Genomic DNA, 20,703 nt, shown 5'->3' on the forward strand with positions numbered 1-20,703 from the left:
ACCCCGGCCCATGCGTGCAGTGTCCCTGTGGCTCTGGCAGGAACGGCTCAAGGGGCGTTGGCAGGGCAGCCCGCCGCAGGCGTTCGTGCATGCCTGGGGCCGGGAGTTGCTGGCCAGCCTGCCTGGCGCCGTGCGCCGCGGCCTGCAACCAGGCCGCGCGCCCCGGCATTGCCCCTGGCCGCTGCCGGCCCAGGCGCTGGCCGTGGGCGAGCGGGTTATCCTCGACCTGCCCGCCGAACACGTGCTGGTGCAGCGCCTGGCCCTGCCGCTGGCGGCCGCCCGCGACCTGACCCAGGTGATGCAATTCGAGCTGGACCGTTTCACCCCCTTTACAGCCGACCAGGTGCACTACGTGGTGCGTCGCGAGGCGGTGGACGCCGAGCAGCTGTGGGTGACCCTGGCGCTGGTGCGCCGCGAGTGGCTGCAGCAGTGCCTGGCCCAGTGCAACGAACAGGGCCTGGTGCTGGACGGCATCGAGGTGCTCGACGACCACGGCCAGCCCACCGGCCTGGACCTGCTGCCGCGCGCGCAACAGACGGCCGCCAGTGGCCGCGGCCGCTACCTGGTGCCCGGGCTGGCGCTGTTGTGCCTGTTGCTGGCGCTGGCGTTGCCGGCGGTGTGGCTGCACAACCGTGGGCTGGCCGTGGCCGCCATGCATGCCGAGGTCCAGGCCCTGCGCCAGCAGGCCGGCGAGGTGGCGGCGCTGCGCACCTCGCTGGACGCTGCCCAGGGCGCCGCGCAGTTTCTTGGCAAGCGCCGCCAGGCCCAGCCGGGGCGGGCGTTGCTGCTCAGCGAGCTGACCGCATGCCTCCCGTCCGACACCTGGCTGCAGAGCCTGGAGGTGCACGCCGACGGCCAGGTCGACCTGGCCGGCTTCAGCGCCCGCGCCAGTGCCTTGATCGGCCAGATCAAGGGCTGCCCGCACCTGGTGGAGGCCCAGTACCAGGGCGTGATCCAGCCTGACGAGGCCAGCGGCCGCGACCGTTTCTACATGCGCGCCCGGGCGCGCGGGGAGGCCGCCGATGCGCCGCACCCTGACGCCCCGTGAGCGGCGCCTCGGCGCCTGGCTGCTGCTGGCGGCGCTGCTGGCGTTGGTGTATGCGCTGCTGATCTGGCCGCTGTACATCGCCCCCGGGCAAGACCTCGACGCCCAGGCCCAGGCCCTGGCCGAGCAGCGCCAGCGCTACCAGCAACTGCTGGCCCAGCGCCCGGCCCTGGAGCAGGGCTTGCAGGCCGCCCAGGGGGATGACGTCGGCCTGCTGGCCGGCGACGACCCCAGCGCCGTGGCCGCCGACCTGATGCAGAACGTCGCCCAGCGCATCAAGGCGCTGGCCGGCCGCGGCGCCGGCTGCCAGTTGACCCAGCGCATGCCCATCGTCACCCAGGACCAGGCCACGGCGCCGTTTCGCCAGGTGCGCCTGAGCCTGGACCTGGACTGCGGCATCGAACCCTTGACCGCCTTGCTGCAGCAGCTGGAGGCGGCGCAGCCGCTGCTGTTCGTCGACGAGATGAACGTGCACCGCGCCACCAACGCCCCACCCGCCGGTGGCGCCGGGCGGCTGGTGGTGCACCTGCTGGTCAGTGGCTACCTGGCGGCGGCGCCCGCTGGCACGCCTGCCGAGGCACCGGCGCAATGAGGGCCTGGCGCCGGCCGCTGGTGCAGGCGCTGGCCCTGCTGGCGCTGGTGCTGGCGGCCGCCCTGGCGTGGCTGTGGAACGGCGTGGGCAGCCAGCCGCAGTGGCCGGCGACCGAGGTGCGCCAGGCGCCGGTAGCCGCCGCCGATGCCCCGGCCTTGCCTGAGGCGCCCGGTTTGCAGCAGCTGGGCAACACCTGGCAGAGCCCACTGTTCAGCCCCGACCGCGCGCCAGACAAGCCCGTACAAACCGCCCAGGCCGCCCCGGACCTGAATGGCCTGCGCCTGACCGGCGTGGTGATCGACGGCAACGTGCGCCGGGCGCTGTTCAAGCAGGCCGATGGCCGCGACCTGAGCCTGCGCGAGGGGGGCCAGTTGGCCAACGGCTGGCACCTGCTGCACGTCGACGCCCAGGCGGTGCAGCTGGAGCTCGACGGCCAGCGCCGCAGCCTGCAACTGCCGGCGCCGCGCCTGCCAAATATGCCCATGAAGCCGGCGCCGTCGTCCATACTGCCAAACGTGCCCGCGCCTTTGCCGCCTGCCCCCGGGGGTCATTGAATATGCCATCATCCTTGGTTCCGGTCCTGCTCGCCCTGTTCCTGCTGGCTGCCTGTTCCACCGCACCGCACAGCCTGGACAACGACTACAGCCTGGAACGCGAGGCGCTGCGCGGCACCGGCGACCAGCGCGGGCCGGTGCCGCCTAGCCCGCTCCCGCCACCGGTGGCCAACCCGCCGGGCACGGTCAGCGGCGGCCAGCGGCAGATCATCCAGGGCAACCAGCGCTTCGTCCAGGGCCCGGGCAACAGCGTCGGCCTGCCGGTGGCGGCCCCCGGCGCGGCGCGCCAGGGCGACGGCAGCGGCGGGGTGATGTTCAACTTCAACAACCAGTCCATCGTCGCCGTGATCAACACCATCATGGGCGACCTGTTGCAGGAAAACTACAGCATTGCCCAGGGCGTGACCGGCGACGTGTCGTTCTCCACCTCCAAGCCGGTGGACAAGGCGCAATCCATGGCCATCCTGCAGTCGCTGCTGTCCTGGACCAACAACGCCATGATCCGCCAGGGCGACCGCTACCTGATCCTGCCGGCCAGCCAGGCGGTGGCCGGGCAGCTGGTGCCGTCCATGGACCTGCGCCAGCCGGCGGCGGGGCTGTCGGTGCGGCTGTTCCCGCTGCGCTTCATCTCGGCCACCGAGATGCAGAAACTGCTCAAGCCGTTCGCCCGGGAAAACGCCTTCCTGCTGGTGGACCCGGCGCGCAACGTGCTGGGCATGGCCGGCACCAGCGACGAACTGGCCAACTACCAGGCCAGCATCAACACCTTCGACGTCGACTGGCTGCGCGGCATGTCCATCGGCGTGTTCGGCCTGCAACGCGCCACGGTGGCGGAACTGATGCCCGAGCTGCAGAAGGTCTTCGGCCCCGACAGCGGCACGCCCCTGGCGGGCATGCTGCGCTTCATGCCCATCGAGCGCACCAATTCGGTGGTGGCGATTTCCTCGCAGCCGCAGTACCTGCAAGAGGTGGGTGAGTGGATTCGCACCATCGACAACGGCGGCGGCAACGAGCCGCAGCTGTACGTGTACGACGTGCGCAACATGAAGGCCACGGACCTGGCCAAGTACCTGCGGCAGATCTACGGCAGCGGCGCGATCAAGGACGAGGCCGCCGCCGAGGTGGCGCCCGGCCTGACCACTACTACCCTGGGCACGCCTATCGGCAGCAACGGCGGCATGGGCGCCGGCGGGCTCAGCAGCCTGAGCCGCAGCAACGCCATCGGCCAGGGCAGCAACAACCCGATTATCCAGGGCGCCACCAACCAAACCCAGGGCTATGGCCAACAGGCCCAGGGCACGGCCGCCGCCGGCGCTGACGAAGCCGACAGCACCGACACCAGCACCAACGGCCGCAAGAGCCTCGACGACAGCACCCGCATCACCGCCCAGCAAAGCAGCAACCAGTTGCTGATCCGTACGCGCCCCAGCCAGTGGGCCGAGATTGAAAGCGCCATCCGCCGCCTGGACAACCCGCCGATGCAGGTGCAGATCGAGACGCGCATCCTCGAGGTGTCGCTGACCGGCGAGCTGGATCTGGGCGTGCAGTGGTACCTGGGCCGCCTGGCCGGCAATTCCACCACCACTGGCATCGGCAACGTCAGTGGCAGCCAGGGCGCGCTGGGCAGCGGCGGGGCAGGGCTGGGCGCCACCGACGCGCTATTCTACTCGTTCGTTGGCAACAACCTGCAGGTGGCCATCCATGCCCTGGAGTCCAGTGGCAAGACCCAGGTGCTGTCGGCGCCATCGCTGGTGGTGATGAACAACCAGCAGGCGCAGATCCAGGTGGGCGACGACATTCCCATCAGCCAGACCACGGTGAACACCATTGCCTCGGACACCACCCTGAGCAGCGTCGAGTACGTGCAGACCGGGGTGATCCTTGACGTGGTGCCGCGCATCAATCCGGGCGGCCTGGTGTACATGGACATCAAGCAGCAGGTCAGCGACGCCGGCACCACCACCAGCGCCGACGTCAACCCGCGCATCTCCACGCGCTCCATCGCCACCCAGGTGGCAGTGCAGAGCGGCCAGACCGTGTTGCTGGGCGGGTTGATCAAGCAGGACAACGCCGAGACGGTGAACAAGGTGCCGTACCTGGGGTCCATTCCCGGCCTGGGCTGGCTGTTCGGCGCCACCACGCGCAGCAAGGGGCGCACCGAACTGATCGTGCTGATTACCCCCAGGGTGGTGACCAGCAACAGCGAGGCGCGCGAGGTGACGGACGAGTACCAGCGCCAGTTCAAGCTGTTGCAACCGACGCGGTGATGCCCTGGCGTGGGGCGCCCTCGTCGCGGGCGCTCCACCGTGTGGCATTTCTGCCTGCGCGTGCGCCGGGCCATGTGCCCCCCTGGCGCCCCGCGTACACAGGCCCGCGAGGGCTCTGGCACAAGCTTCATGTGCCGTTTGGCAAAGCTGGCAAGCAACCTGCAATATCTGACCAATCGATCAGGTTTGTTATCAAGGTACTTCGCCATGTCCCCAACTTCCCGCCCCCTCGACATCGTCATCATCGGCGCCGGCATCGGTGGCCTGTCCGCCGGCATCGCCCTGCAGCGCGGCGGCCACCGCGTGCGGCTGTTCGACCGGGTGCCGCAGCTGACCCCGGCCGGCGCGGCCATTTCCATCTGGCCCAACGGCGTCAACGTGCTCGCCAAGCTCGGCCTGGACGAGGCGATCAAGGCGGCCAGCGGCGACATGCGCGGCATGAGCTACAGCACCGCGGCAGGCGAGCTGCTGACCCGCTTCAGCCTGGAACCGCTGTATGACACCGTCGGCCAGCGCGCCTGCCCGATCGCCCGCACTGCCTTGCAGGCGATCCTGCTGCAAGCCTGCGGGCCGCAGCACGTGACGCTAGGGGTCAGTTATGAAACGGTCGAGCCGCTGGACGACGGCGTGCGGGTGACCTTCAGCGACGGCCAGCAGATCAAGGCCGACCTGGTGGTGGCGGCCGACGGCACGCACTCGCGCCTGCGCAACCACGTGGTGGGCCGCGAGGTGCAGCGCGAGTACTGTGGCTACGTCAACTGGAACGGCCGCATCGACGCGGCTGCCGACCTGGCGCCTGAAGGCGAGTGGACGCAGTTCGTCGGCGAGCACAAGCGCGTGTCGCTGATGCCCATGGGCAACGGCCAGCTGTATTTCTTCTTCGACGTGCCGTTGCCAGCCGGCACGGCGAACCAGCGCGAGGCCTACCGCGATGACCTGGCCGGCCACTTCAGCAGCTGGGCCGCTCCGGTGCAGCGCTTGATCGAACGCCTGGACCCGGCCATCGTCAGCCGGGTGGAAATCCATGACATGGCGCCCATCAGCAGTTTCGTCAAAGGCCGCGTGGTGCTGCTGGGCGACGCTGCCCACCCCATGGCCCCGGACCTGGGCCAGGGTGGCTGCCAGGCCATGGAGGACGCCTGGGTGCTGGCGCGCTGCCTGGACGGTGACATTGGCCTGGACGCCGCCCTGCAACGCTACGACGCTGCGCGCGCCGAGCGCACCGCGCAGATCATGCAGCGTGCCCGCGCGCGGTCGCAGGTGACCCATGGCGGTGAGCCGCAGGCCACCCAGGCCTGGTACCAGGAACTGGCAGCGGAAACCGGCGAACGGGTGATCGCCGGCCTGGCCAAGACCGCCACGGGCGGCGGCGAATTGCTGATGTAACCCCACACCGATGCGTGCGTAGCCGCTGCCGCAGGCTGCGCTGGCCCTGAGTTACGCAGGAGACCTCCAGTTTGGACGAGGGCCAGCGCAGCCTGTCGGCAGCGGCTACAGTGAAGGGTGTGCCGTGCGTCAGGGGTGTGCCATGAAACGATTGTTGTGTTGCACCTTTTGGGCAGCCTTGGTTCTCGCCCCTGCCATCCAGGCGGCGCAATACACCGACGTCAACCCCACCGCCAGCACCCTGAGCTTCACCTTCAACCAGATGGGCTCGGGGACCTACGGCACCTTCAAGCGTTTCGTCGGCAGCCTGAGCTTCGACACCGAGCACCCCGAGGCTGCGCATTCACGGCTGGTCATCGAGCTGGCCAGCATCGACGCCGGCAGCGACACCGCCAACACCGAACTGCGCAAGCCGGCCTGGTTCGACACCACCGCCAACCCCCAGGCCACCTTCGAATCCACCGCCACCCAGGCCCTGGGCGACAGCCGTTACCAGGTCACTGGCAACCTCACCCTGCGCGGCATCACCCGCCCAGTGACCGTGCCCTTTCACCTGAAGGCCGAAGGCGGCATCGGCATCTTCGAGGGCGAGCTGACTCTCAAGCGCAGCGACTTCAACATCGGCAAGGGCGAATGGGCGGACACGGTCGTCTCGGACGACATCGCCATCAAATTCCGCCTCGTAGCCCCCCAGCTGTGACCGCTGCTTTTGTGGGAGCTGGCTTGCCAGCGAGTTTTCAGGGCCGCAACAGCTCGCTGGCAAGCCAGCTCCCACAATCCGCGTAGCAGCTGCCGAAGGCTGCGTCCAGGCACCCCCGCGATCAATGGGCGTCGGCCGAGGGCTGTTGCGGCGGCTGCACCTTGCGCATCAGCGGCACCAGCGCCGTGGCGACGATGAAGCAGGCCATGATCATCAGGAACGCGTCGGCGTAGGTCAGGGTCTGCGCCTCGCGCCAGGTCAGCGCCCACAGCTGGCGCAGGGCCGTCTGGCTGGCGTCGAGGCTGTTCTGGCCCAGCAGTTGGGCGTTCAGGGTGAGTTGCTCGAGCCAGTTGTTCATGCTTTCGTTGCGGGTGTTGAGGTGCTCGGCCAGGCGCAGGAAGTGCAGGTTGCTGCGGTCGTTGAGCACCGTGGCGCAGGCGGCGATACCGAGGGCGCCGCCCAGGTTGCGCATCAGGTTGAACAGGCCCGAGGCCAGTTTCAGGCGGTCAGGGGCCAAGGAGCCGAGCGTCAGGGTGACCACCGGCGGCACCGCCATCTGTTGGGCAAAGCCGCGGATGGCCTGGGGCAGCAGCAGTTCCTTGGCGCCCCAGTCGTGGGTGATGGGCGAAAAATCCCACATGGACAGGGCGAACAGCGACAGCCCCAGCATCAGTATCCAGCGCAGGTCGATGCGGTTGGCCAGCAACGCGTACACCGGAATCGCCAGCAGCTGGAAGATGCCGGTGGAGAACACCGCCAAGCCGATGTCCAGTGAACCGTAGCCGCGCACCCGGCCCAGGAACAGCGGGGTGAGGTAGATGGTGGCAAAGATACCGATGCCGGTGATGAACGAGAACAGGCAGCCCAGGGCGAAGTTGCGCTCGCCCAGGGCGCGCAGGTCGACGATGGGCTCGCGTATTTCCAGGCAGCGCCAGATGAACAGCGCGCCGCTGACCGCGGCGATCCAGGCGGTGGTGGCGATGGTGCTGTCGCTGAACCAGTTCCAGCGCGGGCCTTCCTCCAGGGTGTATTCCAGGCAGCCGAGGAACACCGCCATCAGCGCCATGCCGATGTAGTCGGCGCCCTTGAGCAGGCTGGGGTTGGGGCGGTCGACCTTGACCAGCATCGGCACGGCGAAGGTCACGAACAGCCCCGGCAGCAGGTTGATGTAGAACAGCCAGTGCCAGGACGAGATGTCGGTGATCCAGCCGCCCACCGCCGGGCCCAGGGTCGGCGCCAGGGAGGCGATGGCGCCGATGGTGGAGGCGGCAATCACCCGCTGCTTGCCGGTGAAATACATGAAGGCGGTGGTGAACACCAGGGGGATCATCGAGCCACCCAAGAAGCCCTGCAGGGCGCGGAAGGCAATCATGCTCTGGATGTTCCAGGCCAGCGCGCACAGCAGGCTGGTCAGGGTGAAGCCGGCCGCCGAGGCGGCGAACAGCCAGCGCGTGCTCATCACCCGTGACAGCCAGCCGGACATGGGGATGACGATGATTTCGGCGATCAGGTAGGCGGTCTGCACCCAGGCGGTGTCGTCGGCGCCGGCAGACAGGCCGCCGCCGATGTCCTTGAGTGAGGCGGAGACGATCTGGATGTCGATCAGGGCGATGAACATGCCGACGCACATGGTGGCGAAGGCGGCGACCTTCTGGCCGGTGCTGAGGGTGGGCAGCGGGCTGTTCATGGCCGGCTGGCCACGGCAACGTCATCGTGGCCGGCGTGCTGCTGGGTGTCGACCCGGGCGGTCACCGACAGGCCGGGGCGCAGGGCGCCGAACTCGGCGTCGCTGCTGTCCAGGCGCACCCGCACCGGCACGCGCTGGACGATCTTGGTGAAGTTGCCGGTGGCGTTCTCCGGCGGCAGCACACTGAACTGCGCGCCCGTGGCCGGCGCCAGGCTGTCGATGTGGCCATGGAACACACGCCCTGGGAGGATATCGGCGCGGATGCTGACGCCCTGGCCCACCTGCATGCGCGCCAGTTGGTCTTCCTTGAAGTTGGCGTCGATCCACAGGCCCTTGGCCGGCACCACCGAAATCAGCTGGCTGCCAGCGGCCGCGTAGGCCCCCACCCGTGCACGGCGGTTGCCGACGTAGCCGTCCACCGGCGCGCGCAGCTCGGTGTAGCCGATGTTCAGCTGCGCCTGGTCGCGCTCGGCCTGGGCCTGCTGCAACGCGGCGCGGGCCTGGCCGCGCTGGCTGTCGATCACGTCCAGTTGGCGGCGCGCGGCTTGCAGGCCGGCCTCGGCGCGGGCACGGTCGGCGCGCGCGGTCTTCCAGGTGGCGTCGGCGCGCTGGGCGCTTTCCACCGACACGGCCTGGCTGCGTACCAGGGTCTGGTAGCGGGCGTGGTCGTCGCCGGCGCGCTGGGCTTCGGCGTCGGCGGCGTCGATCTGCGCGCGGGCCTGGTTGATCACCGCCTGTTGCAGCTGTTCGGTGGCGTCGAGGTTGACCAGCGTTGCCTGCTGCGCGGCCACGGCGCCGTCGGCCTTGGCCAGGGCGGTGCGGTAGTCGCGCACATCGATGCGCGCCAGCAGGTCGCCGGCCTTGACGAACTGGTTGTCCTGCACCGCCACGTCGGTGATGTAGCCGGGCACTTTGGCGCTGATCACGGTCACGTCGGCGCCGACGTAGGCGTCGTCGGTGTCCTCGATGAAGCGGGCGGCCAGCCACCAGTGGCCGGCGTAGGCCAGGGCGCCGAGCACGGCGAGGGTCAGCACGCCCAGGCGCAGGGCTTGCTTGCGACTGGCGCCAGGGGTGGCGGTGAGGGTTTCGGGCGCGGGGGTGACGTGAGCGTCCATGGCGGGCGGCCTCGTGTTTTTCGGGGATGGTGTTTATATTATGGTCATAATATTACACAGTGAATCTAATAATGGAAGGGCGGGGGGAGGTCCGGTTGTCGGCGCGGCGCGGCGCGGCGCGGCCGCGCCCAGGAAACGCCGCGAACTGCGTTTGATCTTGATCCCGTGCGGCCGTTGATCTTGATTGTGTGCCCCGTAAAGCGCCAGGGCCGACTGGAGGCGGCGGCCAAGCGGGCTGAGGCGTAGCCGAAGAAGACGGAACCGGAGGCGCTTCTTTTCCGGGCCGTCGGCCGCTTGGGCGACGCCGGAGGGAGGGGACCCGCAGCGAAGCGTAGGGACCAAGCAGGGGCAAGCCTTTTTTGCTTATTTTTTGTCTGGGCCGGCACACCGGGCGTTTGACAAAAAGTGAGCCGGCGTAAGGCCGGAAAGGTGAAGTGGCATCACCCTGAATGCTGGATATACATAGGGCTTTCGAATCCCGCTTCGGCGATTTCGAACATATCCATTTTCGCGGGGATACCACCGACCGTTTCGCCCTTACGGCGACTCCCTTTTTGGCAGTCGCCCCAAAAAGGAAGCAAAAAGGGCTTGCCCCTGCTTGGGCCCTCCGCTGCGCTACGGGTCCCCTCCTTCCGGCGTCGCCCAGGCGGCAAACGGCCCCCGCTATAGAAGCTGGCGGGTTGCCGTTTCCTTCGGCTACGCCGAAGGGCCCTGCGGGCTGCCGCCTGGTCAACGCCTCCAGTCGGCCCTGGCGCTTTACGGGGCATACAATCAAGATCAAAAGCCAGATCAAGATCACAAGCCAGATCACAAGCAGATCACAAGCGCGTCGTACGCAACGCGCCTGTGTGTGCCGCGCCCGGCGAGGGATGCCGGGCGCGGCTGGGGGCGCTGTTACAGGGGGAGGGGGGCTTTGCTGGATTCGTCGTTGATCAGCAGCATGCTCTGCGGCGAAGACAGCGCCACGCCCATCTCTCGCAGCTGGCCAAGGATGGTAAACAGCAAGTCACTGCGCGCGCCCGACACCGAACGCGGGCTGTTCACGTAGCCGCTGGCGCTGATGATCAGCCCGCTGGCAGTCAGGTCCTTGAACGACACCGACGGCGCCGGCGCATCGAGGATCGACTCATGGGCGTTCAGCGCGTTGAGCAGCAGCTCGCGGATTTTCAGCACGTCGGTGTCCAGCGGCAGGGTCAGGGTGATGCCGACCACGCCCAGGGCGTTGCCCATGGTCACGTTGCGCACGTTCTGGGTGATGAACTGCGAGTTCGGCACGATCACCGTGGAACGGTCGGACATCTGGATTTCCGTGGCGCGCACGTTGATGCGACGAATGTCGCCCTCAACGCCGGCCAGGCTGACCCAGTCGCCTACCTTCACCGGGCGCTCGGTGAGCAGGATCAGGCCGGAGATGAAGTTCTGCACAATCGCCTGCAGGCCGAAACCGATACCTACCGACAGGGCACTGACCACCCACGTGAGGTTGGTGAGGCTGATACTCAGGGTGGACATCACCATGATCGCCAGCAGCACGTAGCCGATGTAGCCCACCAGGGTCACCAGGGAGGCGCGCATGCCGGCGTCCATGGTGGTTTCCGGCAGCAGGCGCTCGGTGAGCCAGGCCTTGAGGATGCGAATGCCCAGCAGGCCGCCGACCAGCAGGGCCAGGGCCAGCAGGATGTCGCCGGGCAGCACTTTCAGGCCGCCCAGGGGCTTGTCGCCCAGGTCCAGCAGGGTGAAGCTCTCGAGGATCTCGGCAGGGCTGGAGCCCGAGGGCATGAACGCCAGCAGCATGCCGGAGAACAGCAGCAGGGTGCGGCCCACGCCGGCCAGCAGGGTGCTGACCTGGGCCTGGTGGCGTTGCGACAGGCCCAGCGCCGAGGCCAGGGCCAGGCCGCCGGGTTCCTTGGGAGACAGCAGGGTTTCGCAGAGGTCGCCGAAGAAGGCGATCAGCAGGTAGGCGCTGGTTGCCACCACGCTGATCCACAGCATCTTCACGGTGAGGAAGTAGGCCAGGGTCAGGTAGCCGGTCACCAGGGCCAGCAGGATTATGCCTACCCAGGTGCCGAGCAGCAGCGGCAGCAGCGCCGGGAAGCCGGTGGGGCGTTCCACCTCGAACTGGTGGTGGCTGCGGTGGTAGCGCACCAGCGCCCAGAAGGCGATCAGCGAGACTACCAGGGCGGTCAGGCCGTTGACGGCCACGGTCAGGGCCAGGCTGCTGGCGATGACGCTGTTGATGCGTTCCTGGGTGCCGATCAGCATCAGCGCCAGGGCCAGCAGTTTCGGGAACGGGCCCAGGGCGCTGGCGATTTCATCGGCGATGTTGGGCAGGCGCCATGAAGGCCGGCGCAGCATCAGCATGGCGCGGCCCAGGCCGACGATGAAGGCGCAGAAGATCGCCAGGGTCATCATCTGGTCCAGCAGGTTGACCACGTTGGCGCTGAGGTCGGCGTTGCCGGTGATGCCCCAGTGCAGCACCTGCGCCGAGACGCCGATGGTCAGCACGGTGGTCAGCCCCACGCTCAGCGCCAGGGCGCTGCGGCGCAGGCGGCCTTCGGGCAGGAAGCGGGTCATCGACCAGGCCAGCAGGCGCTCCAGCAGGCGGCGGCCGCTGGTCCAGATCAGCACGGCCACGACCAGTGCGCCGAGGAAGAACCAGCGCGCCTGCGGTGCCATGACCGCGGCGCTGCCGCTGCCCACGTCCTGGGCCAGGCTGCTCAGGCGGCGCACGTCGTCGTCGGTGGGGCGGATCAGATTAGACCAGAAGGTCGGGCTCAGCGGGCTGGCCGAACGGGCGCTGATCTGCGAGTTGAACAGGCCGCGGCGCAGGTTGACGATCTGCGTGGCCAGGTCACGGGCCGACTGGCTCAGGGCCGTCAGCTGTTTCTCGTCGTCCACCAGCGCGTTGCGCTTGCCGGTCAGGGCCTGGCGCTGGGCGGTAAGGGTGGGCGCCTCGTCGGGCACCAGTGGGCCGATGACCTTGAGCTGGTCGTCCAGGTGCTCGATGCTGACCGAGCGCTGGGTGTTGAGGTCGTCCGCCTGCTTCTGCACCTGCAGCGCCGCTTGGCGCAGGGTGGACAGCTGGTCGTCGTTGGCGCTGCCGGTGACCCGCTGGCGAATCAGGTCGAGCTGGTCGTTGAGGGTTTCCAGGGTGGCGCCGTCGGCCAGCGTCGGCAGGGCGGTTGCGGTCTGTGACGGGGCAGCACTGGACTGCGCAAAGGCTGGCAAGGTGGTACAAAGCAGTAGCAGGGTGAGCACCCCGGCGTACCAACGGTTCAGCTTGGCTTGCTGCATTCTCGGTTCTCTTTGTGCGGTGAGCGTGTAAACCGCAGAAGAGTAACAGAAAATTACCGCCCGCCCGGTGAAGGCCGCCGGGCGGGCCTGGCCCTGTTCAGCCATTGAGCATGCGCGCGATGCCGAAGGTCATGGCGCTGGCCAGTGCGGTGAGGGTGAAGGCGGTGGCCACCAGCCACTTGATCAGCGTCGACTCCATGCCCGCGAGGTCGGCCTTGGTGGCGCCATGTTTTTCGATCGAGTCGGCCTTGCCTTCCACGCGGGTGAGCTTGTCGCGAATCTCGGGCAAGGTGTGCTCCAGTTGTTCGATGCGCTTTTCCATGCCGTTTCCTCCCGACGGGTTGGAACCTGGGCGGCAGTTGCCCCGGTTGGGTTCACTACGCTTGAGCACGGCGGCTGAAGGCGTCTTGAAATGCCGTTTGCAGTCGATGCTTCCGTTCATGGTGATTCATCCTCTTCCAGCGCAGCCCAGGTGCCGAAGGTTGGGTGCAGGTGACAGGAAAAGCTTACGGGGGCAACCAGGCCCTCACAAGCTGGCCGGGAAGAATCAGAAGCGTCCTACGGTGGGTCCTACGGCAGCAGGGCGGGCGGCCCGTAGCCGCTGCCGCCAGGCTGCGCTGGTCCGTACATACGCTGGAGATCCTCAGCGTGGCTCATGGCCAGCGCAGCCTTCGGCAGCGGCTACGGCGGCTTCATAAGCTGGCGCCATTCCTCAACGCAAGCCCTTTCAGTAACGCATCCGTCAGCGCTTTTGCGCTGTCTATGCAGTGAATGGTCGCGCCCAGAAGCCCCCGCTGCGGTAGTTCACAGTCGGAGAGTTCATACGTCGTCTGCCCGGCGTACTTGAGTAGTTGCGAAATATTGATCAGGGCATCTTCCAGCACGATGCCTCCGTTCACCGCGAACAGTGGCTGCTGATTGGCGTCGCATTCGCCGAAAGAGTGGGGGGCTGTGTCGAGATCGTCGTTCATGAGTCATTCCTGTGCAAACCAGCATGGAGGCCGCACCTTTCGCTACCAAACGAAGGGTGGCGGCCGTACGCAGGTTGGTAGACCGGTGCACAGGACCCGGCGCACACGAATGTGCCCTACGCACGGCCACCGTCAAACGGCGCAATGCGCATGTGCATGCTGGGCTACCAAACCCGGTCGCCGATAGTGGCAACGGCGGGCAGGTTAGAGCATGCACATGGGGTTGGGGAGCTTACACGGCGAAAACAGAATCGTCCTACAGGAAATGCGAAACTGCCTTTGTCAGACCATCCAGCAATGTCCTGTTGGTCCGGGGCGGCTCAAAACGCCCGCAACATCACGTTCAACGCTTCGAAATAAGCCCCTGGCACAACGCGTTCAGCCTCGTCGGGCAGTCGCGCCAGCAGGGCGGTTGCGCGGGCATGAACCTCGTTGCCGGCGGGCGTGGGGCTGAGTTTTATCCGGCGCCGGTCGGGTTGGTGGTGCAGGCGCTCGAGCCATTGCTTGCGTTCCAGCTGGTCGACCAGGGTGGTCACGCCCGACAGCGAGATGCCCAGCTGCTGGCTCAGGTGCATCGACACGCTGGTCTTGTGCTGCACCAGCTGGTCGAGCAGGGTGAACTGCGAAAGGGTCAGCCCCAGGGGGGCCAGGCATTGGCTCAGCGTGCGCTCAAGCGTGCCACGCGCTTGGGTCATGAGCCGGTAGGAATCCAGGTACGCTAATGTCATGCAGGTAACGCCAGTGGTTCGGGACGGGAAAACTTGCCGCGGCAGGGTACGACGACTGGCACTGGAAATTAACGAGGGATCGCTCAAAGCAGCGTTGCGGGGGGCGCAATGATCAAGGGGGGCAGGACGCGGCCTGCGGCCGCTGCTACAGGGATTGCGTAGCAGCTGCCGCAGGCTGCGTCCGCTGCACGCGGGTGTCAGGTGCAGGACGCGGCCGGCGGCCGCTGCTACGGGGTTACATCAGGCGGGCTTGCGGGTGTACCAGCCGTAGCCGGCGATGGCGGCGTAGCACACCGCCGGTACCGCGAGGGAGAACGACAGGGTGCTGAAGTCGGCCACAAGGCCGGTCAGCGGCGGGACGATGGCGCCGCCGACGATGGCGCAGCAGATCAGCCCCGAACCTTCGGCGGAACGCGCACCCAGGTTGGCGCAGGCAAGCGCGAACAGGGTTGGGAACATCACCGAGTTGAACAGGCCCACCGCCAGGATCGACCAGCCGGCCACGGCGCCGTGGCTGTTGGCCGCCAGCAGGATCAGGCTGATGGAGCAGGCGGCGGCGCAGGCCAGCACCTTGCCCGGGGCGAAGCGGCGCAGCAGCGCGGCGCCGATAAAGCGGCCGACCATGGCGCCACCCCAGTAGTAGGCCACGTGCTTGCCCGCCAGTTCAGCGTTGAAGCCGAAGGTGTTGTCCTGCATCAGGAAGTTGGTCAGCAGGCTGCCGATGGCCACTTCCGCGCCCACGTAGAAGAACAGGCTGGCGGCGCCGAACGCGAAGCGCGGGCGCTTGAGCAGGCTCAGGGCTGCCAGTGGGTTGGTGGCTTCGGGGTTGATGGTCGGCGGCAGCTGCTTGCGCTGCTGCCAGACGATCAGCGCCACGGCCACCAGCGCCAGGGCGATGCCCAGGTAGGTGTGGCTGATGACCTGGGCTTCTTCGGCCAGGAAGGCGATCAGCGCCTGGGGCGACAGGCTGGCCGGGTCGACGGCGTTCAGCGTGCCCAGGATCAGGATGGCGCCCAGGTACGGGGCCACGGTGGTGCCCAGCGAGTTGAAGGCGTGGGCGAAGGTGACGCGGCTGCTGGCGGTGTCGGTCGGGCCCAGCAGGTTGATCAGCGGGTTGGCCACCACTTGCACGATGGTCACGCCGATGGCCAGCACGAACAGCGCACCCAGGAACGCGCCGAACACGCCCACCAGGGCGGCGGGGATGAACATCAGGCAGCCGGCCGCCATGGTCAGCAGGCCGATGACTGCGGCGCGCATGTAGCCCACCCGCGCCAGCAGCAGGCCGGCCGGAATCGAGGCAATCACGTAGGCCAGGAAGAACGAAGACTGCACCAGCATGGCCTGGGCGTAGGTCAGGCTGAACAGGCTCTTGAGTTTCGGGATCAGCACGTCATTGAGGCTGGTGATGCTGCCGAAAATGAAAAACAGCGAGAAAACGAAAAAACTCAGGCGCTGGACGTTGCCGGTGGCAAGGGAGTTCAGCTCTGGTTTGGCAGTGGCAGTGCCGGTCATGAAATGGCTCTCGGTCTTATTTATGCTTGGAGGAATGGAAGTACGCCGGAGCGACGTTGCAGGGGAAGGTCATGGTGAATCAGCCAGTGTAGGGGCCGCGGATAATACTATTGTGGTGTCGAAATTCAACCGAATGGTCATGAAAACAGGCACTTGCGTGCAAAGAAGGAAGGCGGGCGCAGCGCCGTAGCCGCTGCCGAAGGCTGCGCTGGCCCGGATAAACGATGGATTTCTTCAGCGCAACCAGTTGGTCTTTGCCAGGTTTACCAATTCCTTGGCCCGCCCATCCAGCACCGCGCGCAGCATGAACAGACCGAACCCCTTGACGTTGGCGGCGGTGATTTCGGGTGGGATGATCAGCTCCTGGCGCTCGCTGACCACGTCCACCAACACCGGCCCGTCATGGGCGAAAGCATTGGCCAGGGCGCCTTCCAGGTCCTGTGGCCGTTCCACGCGGATGCCCTTGATGCCCATGCTTTGGGCAAAGGCGGCGAAGTCGGGGTTCTTCAGTTCACAGCCCACGTCCGGCAGACCGCTGGCCTTCATCTCCATCTCGACGAAGCCCAGGGTGCCGTTGTTGAGCACGATCACCTTCACCGGCAGGTTGGCTTGGCTGAGGGTGAGGAAGTCGCCCATCATCATGCTGAAACCGCCGTCGCCGGACATCGACACCACCTGGCGCCCCGGGTAGGTGGCCTGGGCGCCGATGGCCTGAAGCATGGCGTTGGCCATGGAACCGTGGTTGAACGAGCCGACCAGGCGGCGCTTGCCGTTCATTTTCAGGTAGCGCGCGGCCCAGGCAGTGGGGGTGCCCACGTCGCAGGTGAAGATGGCGTCCTCGGCGGCCATTTCGCTGACCAGGCGGCTGAGGTATTGCGGGTGAATGGTGCTGCTGCCGGGGCCGCTTTCGGCCAGGCCGTCGAGCTCCTTGCGGGCCTTGGCGTAGTCGGCCAGGGCCTGGTCCAGGTGCGCCGAGTCGGTGCGTTCGGGCAGGCGCGGCAGTAGCTGCTGCAAGGTGTGCTTGACGTCGCCGATCATGCCCAGGGCCAGCGGGCAGCGGTTGCCCAGGGCTTCGGGCTGCAGGTCGATCTGGGCGATGCGCGCGTGCTCGGGGAAGAACTGCCGGTAGGGGAAGTTGCTGCCCAGGATCAGCAGGGTGTCGCAGGCCTTCATGGCCTTGAAGCCTGACGCGAAGCCGATCAGCCCGGTCATGCCCACGTCATAAGGATTGTCATATTCCAGGTGCTCCTTGCCGCGCAGCGCGTGCACGATGGGCGCCTTCAGCTGGCGGGCCAGGGCCACCACTTCGGCGTGGGCGCCGGCGCAACCGGCGCCGCACAGCAGGGTGATGCGCTGGCCCGATTGCAGTAAATGGACCAGTTGGTCTATTTCCGCTGCCTGGGGCACTACCACGGGCGGCTTGGGCGCCAGCCACTGGCTTACCGGCGCGTCCAGTGCGGCCAGGGCCACATCGCCGGGGATCACCACCACCGCTACGCCACGACGGCTGACCGCTACGCGCATGGCCCGCTCCATGATCTGCGGCAGTTGCTCGGGGCGCGATACCAGCTCCACGTAATGGCTGCAGTCCTTGAACAGGCTTTCGGGATGGGTGGCCTGGAAGTAGTCGATGCCGATTTCGCTGCTGGGGATGTGCGCGGCAATGGCCAGCACCGGCACGCCGCTGCGGTGGCAGTCGAACAGGCCGTTGATCAGGTGCAGGTTGCCCGGGCCGCAACTGCCGGCGCACACCGCCAGCTCGCCGGTCAGGTGCGCCTCGGCACCGGCGGCGAACGCGCCGGCCTCCTCGTTGCGCATGTGCACCCAGTCCAGCCCGCCCAGGCGCCGCAGGGCGTCGGTGAAGCCGTTGAGCGAATCGCCCACCACGCCGTAGACGCGCTGGACGCCGGCTTGCTTGAGGGTGTTGACCATGTAATCGGCTGCGGTGGGCATGCTGCGCACTCCTGGATTCAAGTAGGTTCCTGAGTCTGAGTGCGCAGCGCCGCGGGTGTTCCGGGGCAATTATTAAGAAATTGCCATGAAGCGGGTTCAGGGCGCGACGTCGGCCTTGAACCATTTCTGCGAGAGTTTCTGCACCGTGCCGTCGGCCAGGGCTTCTGTCAGCGCCGCATCCAGGCGCGCCTTCAGGTCGCCGTCGCTCTTGCGGAAGGCCAGCGCCTCACCGGGCCCCCAGATGGCGCCGCCGATCTTCGGGCCAACCATGTGCACCGCTTGGTTGTCGGGGTTCTGCAGCGCCGAGGCGAAGAAGGTCACGTCATCGAAGGCGAAGTCGATGCGCCCGGCGTTGAGGTCCATCATGTGCTCGCCGGACTTCTTGTAGACGCGCACGGTGGCGACGTCGGCGAAGTTCTTCTCGATGAAATCGGTGTAGGCGGTGCCTGACTGGATGCCGATGGTCTTGCCTTTCACCAGGGCTTTCAGCGCCTCGATGGTCGGCCGGTCGTGGGCGGCGTCACCGTCCAGCTTGACCACGGTGTCGCTGGGGGCGCTGGCGATCAGCGCCGGGGTGGCGCTGACGAACACGCCCTGGGTGGCGGCGTAGGGGCGGGAGAAGTCGACGATGGCCTGGCGCTCCGGGGTGATGACGATGGCGTCCATCAGCATGTCGAACTTGCCGGTGTTGAGGCCGGCGATCATGCCGTCCCAGTCCTGGGCCTGCAGTTTGCAGTCCAGCTGCACGCGGGCGCAGAGGTTGCTCAGCAGCTCGGGTTCGAAGCCGGCAATTTCGCCGCTGGGCAGGGTGGTGTTCCAGGGCTCGTAGGCGCCCTCGGTGGCGACGCGCACCTGGATCCATTCCTTGGCGTTGGCCATGGCCGTGGTTAGCAGGGCGCTGCCGAGCAGGCAGCAGGTGACAAGGGTACGGGTGTTACGGCTGATCGCGTTCATGTGTTTCCCCAGAAGTTCGAGTGGTTCGGCAGGGGCAAAAGGTGCTGACGCTGTTGTTATTGTGCTAACGCGCTGGGCTCAGGCGGTGCGGCCGTAGAAGCCCAGTTGTTCCTCGGGGCTGAACAGCACGCCGGGGGTTTCGTAATAGGAGAACACCGCCACCATGCGCTCGCGGTCGCCGCCCACCGGGGTCACGCGGTGCGCGGTGTGCTTGCCGCGGAACACGTTGAGGGTGCCGGCCTGCAGGGCCAGGGTCTGCACTTGCGGGTCGCGGCCTTCCAGCAGTTCGGCGACGCCGGCGTAGTTGGGGTCATCGGCGCTGCGCAGGTCGGTGCGGTACTGGAACTCGCCGCCTTCGGCGGGCGATTGCAGCATCAGCGTGGTGGTGAATTCGGAGCGGTCGAAATGCCAGTTCAGGGTTTCGCCATGGCGGTAGCTCATCACGTTGACCCGGGCCAGCGGGTCGGCCATCAGGTACAGGTGGGGCTTGTCCATCACTGCCGCCAGGAAAGCTACCAGTGGTGCGTACTCGTACACTTCGCTGACCAGGCTGTCGCGCAGCTGGTCGGCGCACAGGGTGTGGCTGACGGTTTCCACCTGGCGCAGGGCCGGGTGGTCGGCGGGCAGGCCATCGATGCTCGGCTTGAAGTAGATGTTGTGGGTGCGGCTGTGGGTGTGGGATTCACGGTCCATCACCGGCTGGATCTGCTGGGCGGCATCGCGCACCGCGTCGCTGCGAATGAAGCCTTCCAGGCTGAACATGCCGTGCTGCTGCAACTGCGCGCGGGACTCGTTGACCAGTTTGTGCCAGGCGTCGCTGCCGGGCTGGTGCAGGGGGTAGCGCTGAAGATCAATGATGCTGCTCATGATGGACCTCGCGTTTGACGATGGAGCCACCGTAACCCGAGAAAAACTTAGCAACAACGGCAGAAATTGTTAGGCTTCCCGCAGAAAAACTGGAGGGAAAGCCCCATGCGCCTGCCACCGCTGAATGCCCTGCGTACCTTTGAAGTGGCTGCCCGGCTGGGCAGCTTTGTGCTGGCTGGCAGCGAGCTGGGGGTGTCGGCGGCGGCCGTGAGCCTGCAGGTCCGCCACCTGGAGGATTACTTCGGCAAGAAGCTGTTCACCCGCAGCGGCAACCGCCTGGCGCTGACCGATGCCGGCCTTGCGGTGTACCCGCAGACCGCCCGGGCCCTGGGCGAAATCGCCAGCATGACCCTGCGCACCCTGGAGGGCGAGGTGCGCACGCGGTTGATTGTCAGCGTGCCGTTTTCCCTCGCCGAGGGTTGGCTGGCCCCGCGCCTGGCGCGGCTGCTGGAGGTGTACCCGCAGCTGTCGGTGGACGTGCGCGTGGAGGACGACCCGGTGGACCTGGCCCGGCATGACGTGGATATTCGCGTCAGCTACGGCGACTACCATTATCCGGCGTGCAAGGCGGTACCGTTGTTTCACGACCAGGTGGTGCCGGTGTGCACGCCAGAGCTGTGGTACCGCCACGGCAACCCGCAGTTCGACCTGGGTCAGTTGCCCCCCAGCCTGTTCATCCACACCCAGTGGGGCGCCAATTACGCCTCGCACCCTACGTGGAGCGACTGGTTCGCAGCGCGGCAGGTGCAGCACTCGCCAGACCCGGCGCTGGGGCGGCGGTCGGGGCTGTCGAGCCTGTCGGTGACCCTGGCGCGGCTGGGCATAGGCATTGCGCTGGGGCAGCAGGCCCTGGCCGCGCCGGACCTGGAGGCGGGGCGGTTGATTGCCCTGTCCACGGCGTCGTTGCAGTTGGGGCACCCGTATTGCGCGTTCGTGCCCGGCGGCAAGGAGCAGCGCGCCGACGTCGAACGCATGCTGGCCCTGCTCAAACACCCCCTGTAGCAGCTGCCGCAGGCGGCGTCCTCACCACGGGGCGTGTCAGGTCCAACGCGTCGCCGATGGCGCGGCCTGCGGC

17 protein-coding genes are annotated in these 20,703 nt (G+C 67.2%); 7 read left to right on the plus strand and 10 right to left on the minus strand.

The window, feature by feature from the left end; genetic code table 11:
- The first annotated feature begins 10 nt into the window (after positions 1-10).
- From RAM80_RS30385 to RAM80_RS30410, 6 genes are all read left to right on the plus strand, one after another.
- On the plus strand, positions 11-1,048 hold the full coding sequence (locus RAM80_RS30385) for a type II secretion system protein GspL (RefSeq protein WP_416424064.1): 1,038 nt from the start codon (positions 11-13) through the stop codon (positions 1,046-1,048).
- A complete protein-coding gene (gene gspM, locus RAM80_RS30390) occupies positions 1,023-1,637 on the plus strand; it encodes a type II secretion system protein GspM (RefSeq protein WP_416424065.1) in 615 nt (204 codons plus the stop codon). Before RAM80_RS30385 ends, gspM begins: the two co-directional genes overlap by 26 nt.
- Positions 1,634-2,191 carry a hypothetical protein gene (locus tag RAM80_RS30395; protein ID WP_416424066.1) on the plus strand — a complete coding sequence of 186 codons (558 nt, stop codon included), beginning with the start codon at positions 1,634-1,636 and terminating at the stop codon, positions 2,189-2,191. Before gspM ends, RAM80_RS30395 begins: the two co-directional genes overlap by 4 nt.
- A 2-nt stretch (positions 2,192-2,193) precedes the next feature.
- Positions 2,194-4,458: a type II secretion system secretin GspD gene (gene gspD / locus RAM80_RS30400; protein ID WP_416424067.1), complete on the plus strand. Its 2,265-nt coding sequence runs from the start codon at positions 2,194-2,196 to the stop codon at positions 4,456-4,458.
- A gap of 207 nt (positions 4,459-4,665) precedes the next feature.
- Positions 4,666-5,844 carry an FAD-dependent urate hydroxylase HpxO gene (gene hpxO / locus RAM80_RS30405; RefSeq protein WP_416424068.1) on the plus strand — a complete coding sequence of 393 codons (1,179 nt, stop codon included), beginning with the start codon at positions 4,666-4,668 and terminating at the stop codon, positions 5,842-5,844.
- A 142-nt stretch (positions 5,845-5,986) separates the two neighbouring features.
- Positions 5,987-6,544, plus strand: coding sequence for a YceI family protein (locus RAM80_RS30410; protein WP_416424069.1), 558 nt, complete (start codon positions 5,987-5,989; stop codon positions 6,542-6,544).
- A 121-nt stretch (positions 6,545-6,665) separates the two neighbouring features.
- On the opposite strand, the gene RAM80_RS30415 is transcribed toward RAM80_RS30410, so the two are convergent.
- The 10 genes from RAM80_RS30415 to RAM80_RS30460 all read right to left on the minus strand — a co-directional run bounded on the left by RAM80_RS30415 (position 6,666) and on the right by RAM80_RS30460 (position 19,628).
- Positions 6,666-8,231 carry a DHA2 family efflux MFS transporter permease subunit gene (locus tag RAM80_RS30415; RefSeq protein WP_416424070.1) on the minus strand — a complete coding sequence of 522 codons (1,566 nt, stop codon included), beginning with the start codon at positions 8,229-8,231 and terminating at the stop codon, positions 6,666-6,668.
- Entirely contained in the window at positions 8,228-9,346 is a 1,119-nt protein-coding gene (locus RAM80_RS30420) for an HlyD family secretion protein (protein WP_416424071.1), read from the minus strand. The genes RAM80_RS30415 and RAM80_RS30420 overlap by 4 nt, the downstream gene beginning before the upstream one ends.
- Before the next feature lie 894 nt (positions 9,347-10,240).
- Positions 10,241-12,640, minus strand: a complete 2,400-nt coding sequence (locus RAM80_RS30425; protein WP_416424072.1) for a DUF3772 domain-containing protein — start codon at positions 12,638-12,640, stop codon at positions 10,241-10,243.
- Positions 12,641-12,737: 97 nt separating this feature from the next.
- Entirely contained in the window at positions 12,738-12,962 is a 225-nt protein-coding gene (locus tag RAM80_RS30430) for a hypothetical protein (protein ID WP_416424073.1), read from the minus strand.
- A 370-nt stretch (positions 12,963-13,332) separates the two neighbouring features.
- The gene (locus tag RAM80_RS30435) at positions 13,333-13,611 is read right to left on the minus strand and encodes a DUF3077 domain-containing protein (protein ID WP_416424074.1); all 279 of its coding nucleotides are present in this window, start codon (positions 13,609-13,611) and stop codon (positions 13,333-13,335) included.
- A 320-nt stretch (positions 13,612-13,931) separates the two neighbouring features.
- Positions 13,932-14,306 (minus strand): MarR family winged helix-turn-helix transcriptional regulator, encoded by a 375-nt coding sequence (locus RAM80_RS30440; protein WP_416424075.1) that lies wholly within the window; start codon positions 14,304-14,306, stop codon positions 13,932-13,934.
- A 273-nt stretch (positions 14,307-14,579) separates the two neighbouring features.
- Complete coding sequence (locus tag RAM80_RS30445) at positions 14,580-15,854, minus strand: sugar MFS transporter (RefSeq protein WP_416424076.1); 1,275 nt, start codon at positions 15,852-15,854, stop codon at positions 14,580-14,582.
- Between the two features lie 234 nt (positions 15,855-16,088).
- Entirely contained in the window at positions 16,089-17,807 is a 1,719-nt protein-coding gene (poxB, locus tag RAM80_RS30450; protein WP_416424077.1) for a ubiquinone-dependent pyruvate dehydrogenase, read from the minus strand.
- A gap of 96 nt (positions 17,808-17,903) precedes the next feature.
- Complete coding sequence (locus RAM80_RS30455) at positions 17,904-18,761, minus strand: transporter substrate-binding domain-containing protein (protein ID WP_416424078.1); 858 nt, start codon at positions 18,759-18,761, stop codon at positions 17,904-17,906.
- Between the two features lie 78 nt (positions 18,762-18,839).
- Complete coding sequence (locus RAM80_RS30460) at positions 18,840-19,628, minus strand: 2OG-Fe(II) oxygenase (protein WP_416424079.1); 789 nt, start codon at positions 19,626-19,628, stop codon at positions 18,840-18,842.
- A 105-nt stretch (positions 19,629-19,733) separates the two neighbouring features.
- On the opposite strand from RAM80_RS30460, the gene RAM80_RS30465 reads away from it, so the two are divergent.
- Positions 19,734-20,630 (plus strand): LysR substrate-binding domain-containing protein, encoded by an 897-nt coding sequence (locus tag RAM80_RS30465; RefSeq protein ID WP_416424080.1) that lies wholly within the window; start codon positions 19,734-19,736, stop codon positions 20,628-20,630.
- The last annotated feature ends 73 nt before the right edge of the window (positions 20,631-20,703 follow it).

The organism is Pseudomonas sp. App30 (genome assembly GCF_047947025.1).
In the GTDB taxonomy this organism is placed as follows: Bacteria; Pseudomonadota; Gammaproteobacteria; order Pseudomonadales; family Pseudomonadaceae; genus Aquipseudomonas.